The 10,341-nt window shown below is 48.7% G+C and carries 8 protein-coding genes; all 8 read left to right on the top strand.

The window, feature by feature from the left end:
• Positions 1-494 (top strand): DUF2345 domain-containing protein (locus tag RRF55_RS07135; RefSeq protein WP_439419111.1); only part of this gene is annotated, 494 nt, incomplete at its 5' end.
• A 6-nt stretch (positions 495-500) separates the two neighbouring features.
• Positions 501-1,046, top strand: coding sequence for a DUF3828 domain-containing protein (locus tag RRF55_RS07130; protein WP_223176249.1), 546 nt, complete (start codon positions 501-503; stop codon positions 1,044-1,046).
• Between the two features lie 73 nt (positions 1,047-1,119).
• A complete protein-coding gene (locus RRF55_RS07125) occupies positions 1,120-1,590 on the top strand; it encodes a DUF3828 domain-containing protein (protein WP_064153457.1) in 471 nt (156 codons plus the stop codon).
• A gap of 342 nt (positions 1,591-1,932) precedes the next feature.
• Positions 1,933-4,530, top strand: coding sequence for an N-acetylglucosaminidase (locus tag RRF55_RS07120; protein ID WP_263742168.1), 2,598 nt, complete (start codon positions 1,933-1,935; stop codon positions 4,528-4,530).
• Positions 4,531-4,532: 2 nt separating this feature from the next.
• Positions 4,533-5,309, top strand: a complete 777-nt coding sequence (locus RRF55_RS07115) for a hypothetical protein (RefSeq protein WP_064153455.1) — start codon at positions 4,533-4,535, stop codon at positions 5,307-5,309.
• Between the two features lie 27 nt (positions 5,310-5,336).
• On the top strand, positions 5,337-5,600 hold the full coding sequence (locus RRF55_RS07110) for a PAAR domain-containing protein (RefSeq protein ID WP_048269353.1): 264 nt from the start codon (positions 5,337-5,339) through the stop codon (positions 5,598-5,600).
• Between the two features lie 2 nt (positions 5,601-5,602).
• On the top strand, positions 5,603-6,811 hold the full coding sequence (locus RRF55_RS07105) for a membrane protein (RefSeq protein ID WP_048269352.1): 1,209 nt from the start codon (positions 5,603-5,605) through the stop codon (positions 6,809-6,811).
• Positions 6,804-10,175 (top strand): ImcF-related family protein, encoded by a 3,372-nt coding sequence (locus RRF55_RS07100; protein WP_048269351.1) that lies wholly within the window; start codon positions 6,804-6,806, stop codon positions 10,173-10,175. Before RRF55_RS07105 ends, RRF55_RS07100 begins: the two co-directional genes overlap by 8 nt.
• The last annotated feature ends 166 nt before the right edge of the window (positions 10,176-10,341 follow it).

The raw sequence follows: 10,341 nt of genomic DNA, 5'->3' as shown, positions 1-10,341 counted from the left end.
GGAGTGCGCCGCAGGGGGTGGCACTGACCTCAGGCGAACACCTTCAGCTCAGCAGCACCCGTAACACCATGATCAATGCAGGCCAGCATCTTGATATCGGTGCGATGAAAAATCTGTCGGTAACGGTGGAAAAAGCCCTGGGTATGTTTGTGCATAAAGAGGGGGCTAAGCTCGTTGCCAACCAGGGAGACATCGAGATTCAGGCTCAACACAACACGATGTCCCTGTTTTCTGAAAAACAGCTGACGGTGACCAGCAGTGAAGATGAAATTATTATCAGCACCCCGGAAACGCTGACGCTGAACGGCGGCGGATCTTACCTGAGGCTGAGTAAGAACGGCATTGAACATGGCTCATCAGGTGAGTTCATTATGAAGACGTCTGACTATCTGGTACCAGGATCGGGCGCAAATCTCCCCAACGAAACACCCAATTTCAGCCTGACGGATATCACTCAGGAAAGCAAAATCAGCAGCAAATCTTTCAATGACTAAGGGCTGATGATGGATCCATTAATTCCTCATATGCGTAATGTGTTTTTATTTGCATTTTTGCTTTGTTTATCAAATTTTACACAGGCATCCGAGCAAACAAGCCCAGAAAACATCGTGTACAATTTTTATAAGTCATATTTGAAAGAAGAATCATCGGACAACAGTCGATTTCTCAGCCAATATGTTTCTGATGAGTTAATGAAAAGCATTAACGACTCAATGATGTGTAATTATGATTCTGATGATTCAGTGTCGGCAGAAGAACTCGAAGGAAAATGTTCACAAAAGCGCGAATGCAAGCAGTTTAAAGGGCGTTATATTTGTAACTGGCATGGTGCTTGGGTTGATACTGATGTTGATTATTTTACAAAATCACAAGATGTTTATCCTTCATGGAAAGCAAGTATAAGTACCTTTGATGTATATCAGAAAGAGAATGACTCTTCAGTCAACGTTATTTTAGGAGCAGGTTCCGAGCCTAAAGTTAAATTTAATGTTGTGCTAGAAAAAATTGATAGGAAGTGGAAAAACACCAGCGTAACGGAACAATAAGAACGTGGTCATTTTCTAAATTTCTCACCTCGACTACTTATACAAATACCAACATATCTACGGAGAGACGTTCATGTTGAAGAAGATTATTTTTGCTTGCTGCTTATTCTGCGTGGCCAGTATAGCCTCAGCTTCAGCAGACGATAGTTCAATGCCTCGGGAAATTGTTGCAAATTTTTATCATGATTACCTTGTTGCGTCTGAAATGCCTGATATGGAATCAGCTGATAAACTAACTCAAAAAGCTATTTTTGAATATACAACTGAGCATCTCAGAAGTCTGCGTGATAATGATGAATCGGGTGCTGATTATTTTGTCGATGCTCAGGATATTTGTGAAGAATGGAAAGGCAGCATTAATGTGGAAACTGTTTCAGAGAATGACCAGGTCGCACAAGTGAAGCTAACATTAGGATATGGTAAGGGTGTATCCCTGTATGCCGTTAACCTGGTTAAAGAAAAAGGGAAATGGTTAATAGATTCTGTTAAGCCCATATCTCATAGTAGTATTTATTGTCCTCGACAAGCAGAGGGGGGAGAATAAATGCTGGACAAGAATGTAGCAGTTAGTGTTTTAAATACTCAAGCCCTGGCCAGAGCGAAAATTAACGCTGAAAATTTTAAAAATGGCATAGATAAAAAGCTTAAATATGGCGAGTCAAAATGTGCCCGCTATGTTAAAAAAGCATTAATCGCTGGAGGGGCATCTGCAAAAAATTCAGGAATTGAATCAGCTAAAAATTATGGCCCATGGCTGCTTGAAAATAACTTTAAAGTTGTGGGTGGCGCTACAACAGTGTGTACTGGCGGTGTATTCACAATTTCTGGTCAGCAAGTGGGGGATGTTGTCGTAATCCAGGCAGCACCACACCATGTGCATGGTCATATGGCGATGTTTAATGGTACACACTGGGTATCTGATTTTGTCCAGGAAAGGGGGTTCTATCCTGCCCAGATATATCGTGATCAAAACATACCCTATACACTTTATCGTTATGGCGATAATACCACATCAGAGCAGTACGCCACGGCTACCCAAAAAGGAAAAATTAAAATTGTCTGGCCGATCCCTTCTAATAACCGGGGAAGTGAGTTCAATAATCAGGAAGAGATCCTCTCTCATGTCAGGGGGGAATCCACCGGGCAGTATATGATTGGCCGTAGCGGGATGTGGCATGGCGGGATCCATATCACCGAAGCCACGACGCCGTGGTGTGCGCTTAGTGGTAAGTCTCCACTTGAAGCGATAGATTTCCCGGTTCCCTTTAAAGGTGAGCAGGCAATCCGATGCATGGCTGACGGCGAAGTGGTTGCTTATCGTATCTGCAAGGATTATCAGACGGTTGCATGGGAATCTGGTCCGCTGAATTTTTCCGGCTCTTTTGTTCTGGTGAAACACTACATTCAACCGGGTGAAACGAAATCCAGCGGGCTGCATTTCTACACCCTGTATATGCACCTGGCTCCGTATTCTGCTTATGAGTCAGAATCGGAAAATCAGTGGATTACACAGGATACGCTTAAAGCGTTTTCCGAAATGGACTGGCTCACGGCAAAACTGACTTCTGAACAACTTCAGCCTCAGATTGCAGGGTATATGCCTGTGAGGGCACGCGTTGAATGGGACTCCTCTGATGCCAGTCTTAACGCGGTGGGGTATAACCAGCGCCGGTATGGTCTTGTGACGTTGAAAAGTTTACCTGATGCTGATGGTCATACAGATGCTAAGAAAAAGGTCAGCACCTCACTTATCCCCGGTAAACGTTACTGGGTGGTAGTGGATAATAATAATATTAAACCCGCCCCCGGCGCTGGTCCGTCATGGTGGCGCAGGCTTATGCCTCCGGCCAAAGAGGTTATGAAATTTGACCAGGTTGTGTGCCCGACGCCCTGGGCCATCACTGCCGGTGATCCTGTTGGTCATATGGGCTACTATCAGGCCCCAAAGGATGGGGGATATGAGGCGAGATATCAGGTGCATATTGAATGTACCAGCATGGATGATAACCTTGAAAAATTCCTGACCAACCCGGAAAAGGTGGGGGAGAAAAACCCGCTCTGGTTGAAGTATTCTCCTGGGCTGGCGCTGTACAAAAAGGATGTTGCAACCGGTACATTCACGAAGGATACGAGAGTGACAACCAGGACCGGGATCCTGCCACTGAAACAGGTGCAAACGGAAGTCGATAAGTCGACCAGACAGGAATACTGGCAGCTGCGACCAGAAAATGCTTACGTCCCTAAAGGCCAGGCGGAACCTCAACTTTTGTCGCAGTATGATCTGGCAAAGCTGGGCTTCAGAACTGAAACCGCAGAACCAGCCAGCTTTGATTACCTGGATGGAAAAAACCAGCCCACTGGATTCTTCCGTAACCTTATCGATTCGCTTTACCAGGCCGCGACCAATGATCCGCGAACCAGTCATGCTCTCGTGAAGCATAATTATCAGCGCCTGCTGGATAAAATTGACAGCGGAAGTGACCGTTATTCTCCAATGGAGTACTGGAGAGCACTTCATAATCCCGACTATCGTGACACCATCCAGAAAACAATCGTAAAACATCCCAGCGATTGGTACTTCAAAAAAGGTGATGCTATTTGGCAACCTTTCCTCAATGCGTTGAAAAAAGAAGCCCCAGAATGGAAGAAATATAGCGAAGATTTTCTTGATAAAATGGCATGGATGCAGGATGTGTCCACTGAGAAACTAGGGCCTTCACTGTGGCATATGCATCCTATCCTTTTTTTGGGTACGTTAAAAAGTACTAACCGGATTACTATAGTCTACAAGAATTACGATTATACTTTAGATTATGCCTTGAACAAGCAAATGTCACTTACTGGCGATAGTGTTCCTACGTATGGCAATTATGGTTCCGTAACACGTGAGCAAGTTCGGGACTATATGAATCCTGAGCTTCATCAGGAAAACAGTGAAATATATCAATTCCTCGACATTTCAGCACCTTCGGGTATTTCTCGCGAAGATTTAGGTAAGTTACTATCCGGTCAAGGTGTGTTATCAGGGAAAGAAGATGTATTTATTGCTGCTGCACAAAAATATAATGTAAGCGAAATTTATTTAGCATCACATGCAATTCTGGAAACTGACCGTGGTAGACATGCATTTGCCAATGGAAGCAAAATGTATAACAACAGGCATGTTTATAATATGTACGGCATAGGTGTTTTTCCTGGCAACACTCAAAACGGGGTTGTAGTTGCTTATAACAAAGGTTGGTTCTCAGTAGATGAGGCTATCGATGGTGGCGCAAAATGGATTTCGGAAAAATTTGTTAATAATAGTAAAAACCAACAAAACACGTTATATAAAATGAGATGGAACCCATCCAATCCCGGAACCAGGCAGTATGCAACATCGATAAACTGGGCTCTTATACAAAAAACTGACATGAAGAAAATGTTTGATCAGTTCCCGGATGCAAACTTACGTTTCGAAATACCTGTTTATAAGAAGGGCTAAAAATGAAGAAAATCTTGCTATTAATAATGTCTATGCTGTCATTTCATTCTTATGCTGCTTGCGATGAGTCTTGGAAAAAAGCTGACTACGAACAAAACATACACTCATATAAAGTGATTAACAAAACTTTTTTCCATTCAACGCCAGATGACAACTCAAAAAATAATAAGCTTTTTCTAATTAGTAACGACACATTTGTCGGCTTTTTGAAATCCGGAGGATATGAGTTCGGGAGATATACAAGGAAAGATGGCAGCATTGTCATGGGATGGCTTAAAGATGATGATCTTTCTGAAACCGAAAAAACAAACACACCAGAATTTAATGGCACTGACTTCAGCATTTACTCCCCAAATGGAAATATAGAATTAAGCTCTTCGTTCGAAGAGTTTTATAAAGCATGGGGTAAATGTGGGAAAAACGAGCAACTTGAAACGGGGGCCTGGAGCAACTATATATCGAAAGGTGATGAAACGTACAAGTATTTTGATAACTACTGGAAAGGATTCATTATTCGCTCTTCAAATATAAACTACAAGCATTTTGGTGATGATTTTGATTTATATCGAATCACTACCATAACTGTAATAAACAATAAGTACATCACCGGTCGTGGTATATATATTGGCATGAATAAAAATGAAATAATAAATGCTTATGGAGAACCCACATCAAGAAGCAAAGACAAGATAAGCTATCATTTCAAAAATAACACCCTGACTTTCATGCTAGATAATGATGTAATTAAAAATATCATTTTGGAAGAGAGCATCCTGTAACCCCCCCCTATAAATAAAAGGCATAGTATGCTTCAGATAATACGCAAAGGCGATAAAACAACTCACGGCGGCTCGGTACTGACGGCTTCCGAAACGATGAAATTCGGCGGTATTGGCGTTGCCCGTAAAGGCGACAAAGTGTCATGCCCGGTCGAGGGGCATGGACCAACAACCATCGTAGAAGGCAATCCTGATTATCTTGATCATGGTATCCCGGTTGCATTTCACGGCCACAAATGCGCCTGTGGTTGCACGCTGATCAGTTCATTTGCCACTGCAAAGGTTGCCTGATTATGCCCGTCTGGCTGGATGCCATCCCTGAAAAGGCTCCTAAGATACCGCGTCCCGGCACCGGACGTTGGCTGCTCTTCCTCGCGTTTGTCATGCTGGGGGGCATAGCGCTTACACTGTGGTGCTGGACATCAGAGCGAACCGGATTTGTCTTCTGGTTCACCGCTCTGGGCCTCCCGTTTTGCACATGGGGGCTTCTTTTCGGTTTACGCAGGGTTGCCTATAAGGCAGAGCAGGTTGGAGCTGAGTCGCGTAATGTCGACCGTGAAGCTCTCATCGACAGTGAAATTCTTCGCGGTCAGCGCTGCGCATGGATCCTCGGTACATACATTCAGGCCCCAGCCGGAAACAAAACCGATGACCTGCTTGAGGCAATGAAAGTTGCAGCACCCGCTATCGACTTCTCCCGCCCAAGAGGATGTGACAAACCGGTCAGATACGCGGCATTAACAGAATACCAGGCTGATTTAACAAAGGCCCTGACAGCAGCGGTGACTAAACTGACCACGCGTGTAGAAGGGATCGTTCAGCCGCTTCCGCCGGAGCTACCATGCTGGCTGATGCTGGATTGTGATAACGACCTGTACCCCTTGATTGAAGAGCAACTTAAAGCCGTTCTCTCACTCAAGACCGGCAGGATTTTTCGCCTGATGTCCGGAAAAGGGCTGAGCGCATTCGATGCCTGGCTGGACAAACGATGGGACAATCCGGGCATTCTGGTTGCCATCACGCTGTCGTTACCGGCGTCTCCCCGGGAAGAAGATGCTGATGCCATCTCAATGGTGGTATTGAGCAACCGTAAAGCCCACGCCTGGCCGGATGCACTCCGCCTTCATCGCCCCGAAAGGGGAGCAGAAACTACGCTCACAAAGACACTCACCCGGGCGCTGCTCTGGGCGAAGAGCAGACCCGATGAACTCAAAGGAAGTTGGATCTCCGGTCCCACATTGACCGCTGGAAGCGGCTGGAATAATGCCTGCGAGCAGAGCGGGGTGGAATTTAGCCTTTCAGAGGACAACTTCAGTATCGATCCCGTTCTGGGATACACAGGCCATGCGGCTCCTTGGCTTGCCATCACGCTTGCCAATGCTGACGTTGAACAACGAGGGCCGCAGGTTATCGCCGCACAGCCCGCCGCTGACAAAGACGACATCTGGATCGCCGTCATCACCAAAGAAGAAGTTCGCAAGGAATCGCCTAAGAATGTCTAAGGTAAAAGTAAAAACCCTCATCGGCTCCGTTGTGACTGTCGCCTTTTTCCTGACAGCCATCGTGGCATTTTTGTTTTATGCCTTTCCGGAAAATGTGGCCTCGGCCACCGGCTTCGGACCGTATGACGGCCAACGGATACTCACATTCTGCGCCATACTGGTTGCCACGATATTATTACTCGGCTGGCTGATAGAGAAGGCTTTCGACCACGCGGGCAAATCCGGGTTGTATTTCCAGTGGGGGCAGAAAAAGGCTGAGAGTGCCGCTCCGTTGACGAACCCTATTCCCGGTGAAGAAGACGACGATGAACCCGTTTTCAGCGAAGACGTCGTGTCCGAACACCTGCGCTTTCGCTATGGACGTCGCTGGAAGCGTAAAGTGCATCTCCTTTTGGTTATGGGCAACCAGGACGACGTTCACAAAGCTGCCCCGGGCCTGTGTCATGACCTGTGGCAGGAAGGCGACGGCAACGTACTGATTTATGGTGGTGACGCACAATCACTCCCGGATGAGATCTTCCTGTCAAAGCTGAAACACCTGCGGCCCGATCACCCGCTTGATGGCATCATTCAGGTGATGAATACTTCAACCCTCCCGACGGATAGCGAACGGGATGCCTTTTTGCGTTGCCGCCAGAAAGCAGACCATCTGCTTGGCTGGCGGGCCCCTGTCTGGCTGTTGCTGACTGACAAAGCGACAGGCGCTCAGCCGGATACGGAAACAACGCCAGCTGGGGTTATTTTTGGCCCTGAAGGTACCGTAAAAGGGGCGAGTGAAGCGTTTTCTACACTGGCACACCGCCTGCAAAAATTCGGAATGGCACAGATACTGAATAATCCGGCACATGACGGTCTGCTTCAGTTGTCCTCGCGCCTGCGAAACGAACTGAAGGCAAGCCTGACCGTGTTACTCAGCGGGCTGATGCAGGGATCTGCGGCCTGGCGTTTACGTGGGGTCATGTTCAGTCCGGAACTGGCCGTTGCCGGAACGGTGCCGAACACACGTCTCGACACCCCGACATGGAAGGCAGTCATTGATGACTGTGATGCCGTCAGCGGCAGAAAACTGGGCTTCAACTGGCTGAAGGTTCTGCGATTACTCCTGCTTTCCCTGATCCTTTTATGGGGAGCCGGTACTCTGCTGTCGCTCGTCGTTAACCGGGCTCAGATTTATGAGGCGCAGGAGACGGCGAGGCAGGCAGCGGATACTGCAAAACCACTGGCTGAACGCCTGCACAACCAGCTCGTACTACAGCAAGCCATTGCCCGTCTGCAACATCGCGAAGCGACCGGCGCACCATGGTACACCCGCTTTGGTCTTAATCAGGACAGCGACACGCTGGCTGCACTCTGGCCGCTGTATGCGAAAAACAACGTACAGCTGATGAGGGATGCCACAGCAGACCATCTCAAGCAGCAGCTGAATGCCTTTGTGCAACTTCCTCCTGCCAGTGATGCCCGTACGCAGGGCACACAGCATACCTGGGACGTGCTCAAAAGTTATCTGATGCTGGCCCGTCCGGACAAAGCAGACGCAAGCTGGCTGGCAAAAAACGTGCTGACGGCCTGGCCGAAACGCCAGAATGTGCCGGATGGCACATGGCAGGACCTGGCACCAAAACTACTGGGTTTTTATGCGCAGAACCTCCCGTCTCATCCGGAATGGAAAATTAAGCCTGACGCTGAATTAATCAGCACGGTCCGTCAGATCCTGCTCAAGCAGATTGGTCAGCGTAACGCTGAGTCCGGGTTGTACCAGGACATGCTTAAGCGCGTGGCCAGCAACTGGCCTGATTTAACGCTTGCCGATATGACCGGCGATACCGATGCCTCAACGGTATTCAGCACTGACGAAGTCGTCCCGGGTATGTTTACGCGCCAGGCCTGGGAAGAGCAGGTACAGGATGCAATTAACGAGGTCGTTAAGACACGACGTGATGAAATCGACTGGGTCCTGACGGATAAAACGCACCAGGCAGGAAGTGATATCTCCCCGGAGGCGCTGAAGGCCCGCCTGACAGAACGGTATTTTACCGATTTTGGTAATGCCTGGCTGAACATGGTCAACAGCATTCAGTGGCAGGAAGCCACGTCTCTTTCTGAAGCAATTGCCCAGCTCAGTCTGATTGGCGATGTCCGTCAGTCTCCGCTTGTGGCCTTAATGAATACGCTGGCCTGGCAGGGAAAAACAGGCGAGAAGGGTGAGGCACTGGCTGATTCGATAGTGGATTCAGCGAAAAAACTGGTTGGTCGGAAAAAATATACCCGACAGTTCATTGAGCAGGCGCAGGGGCCGAAAGGTCCACTGGAGGACGTTTTTGGACCACTGACGGGATTTATGGAAGGTAAAGAGGGCACTGGTAGCAACGGTAACCTCAGTTTCCAGTCCTGGCTGGCCCGCGTTACCCAGGTGCGGCTGAAGCTTCAGCAGGTCACCAGCGCCCCGGATCCGCAAGCGATGTCGCAGATGCTGGCACAGACCGTATTCCAGGGTAAAGCCATCGACCTGACGGACACCCGCGATTACGGCAGTCTGGTTGCGGCAAGCCTGGGGCAGGAGTGGAACGGATTTGGTCAGTCGTTGTTTGTGCAACCGCTGGATCTGGCCTGGCGGCAGGTCCTTGCCCCGGCAGCGGGTAGTCTCAATACCCGCTGGCAATCGACCATTGTCGAACAGTGGAATAAGGCCTTTGCGGGGCGGTATCCGTTTAAGGCCACCGGCAGCGATGCCTCCCTGCCGTTACTGGCTCAGTTCCTGCGTAGCGACTCGGGTCGAATCACTAACTTCCTGAAAACTAATCTTGGCGGGATCCTCCACCAGGAGGGAAATCGCTGGGTCGTTGATCCTTCCGCAAGTCAGGGGATGGTTGTCAGTCCGGATTTCCTCCGGGCGATTAATCAGCTGGCAGAGCTGTCTGATATCGTGTTCTCTCAGGGCGATGCAGGTATTCACTTCGAACTGATGGCGCGTCCTTCAAAGGATATTGCCAGAGTGCAATTGACCCTCGATGAGCAGAACCTGGACTACTTCAATCAGATGGAAAGCTGGCAAAGCTTCACCTGGCCGGGAAATACTTACTATCCAGGCGTGTCGCTCAGCTGGCGTAGTGTAAACAGTGGTATGCAACTCTACGCCAGTCACCAGGGTAACTGGGGCTTCATTCGCCTGCTGGACAAAGCCCTGCTCACTCCTCTCGATGCCAGCCGGACGCAACTGGTATGGATCACCCCGGATGGCAATCCTCTGAAGTTTGTGATGCGTAGCGAACTCGGCAGTGGTCCTCTTGAATTACTGAAGTTGCAGGGGTTCACGCTGCCCAACGCTATTTTTAATGTTGCCGCTGGCGCAGAAGCGATCCAGTAACGATGGGCGCATTGTTCACCCTTGCCGCTTCTGTCTCCACGGCCATCAGTAAGCAGGAGAAAAGGGAACCGTGGATTCTGGCACGCCGTACTGCCGGTGCTGTTCTGGCTTTGCTCGGAGAATAGCGAGTGGGGAAAACAGGGAAATCTGTGAGACCCGAACCCAG

It is taken from the genome of Klebsiella sp. K47, assembly GCF_051858335.1.
In the GTDB taxonomy this organism is placed as follows: domain Bacteria; phylum Pseudomonadota; class Gammaproteobacteria; order Enterobacterales; family Enterobacteriaceae; genus Klebsiella; species Klebsiella pneumoniae.
The sequence above is the reverse complement of the archived record's forward strand: the minus strand, read 5'-3'. Positions and strand labels throughout refer to the sequence as shown.

Coding starts and splice junctions, on each gene's coding strand:
- RRF55_RS07130 (WP_223176249.1), top strand. CDS start 501: ATGATGGATCCATTAATTCCTCATATGCGTAATGTGTTTTTATTTGCA.
- RRF55_RS07125 (WP_064153457.1), top strand. CDS start 1,120: ATGTTGAAGAAGATTATTTTTGCTTGCTGCTTATTCTGCGTGGCCAGT.
- RRF55_RS07120 (WP_263742168.1), top strand. CDS start 1,933: ATGGCGATGTTTAATGGTACACACTGGGTATCTGATTTTGTCCAGGAA.
- RRF55_RS07115 (WP_064153455.1), top strand. CDS start 4,533: ATGAAGAAAATCTTGCTATTAATAATGTCTATGCTGTCATTTCATTCT.
- RRF55_RS07110 (WP_048269353.1), top strand. CDS start 5,337: ATGCTTCAGATAATACGCAAAGGCGATAAAACAACTCACGGCGGCTCG.
- RRF55_RS07105 (WP_048269352.1), top strand. CDS start 5,603: ATGCCCGTCTGGCTGGATGCCATCCCTGAAAAGGCTCCTAAGATACCG.
- RRF55_RS07100 (WP_048269351.1), top strand. CDS start 6,804: ATGTCTAAGGTAAAAGTAAAAACCCTCATCGGCTCCGTTGTGACTGTC.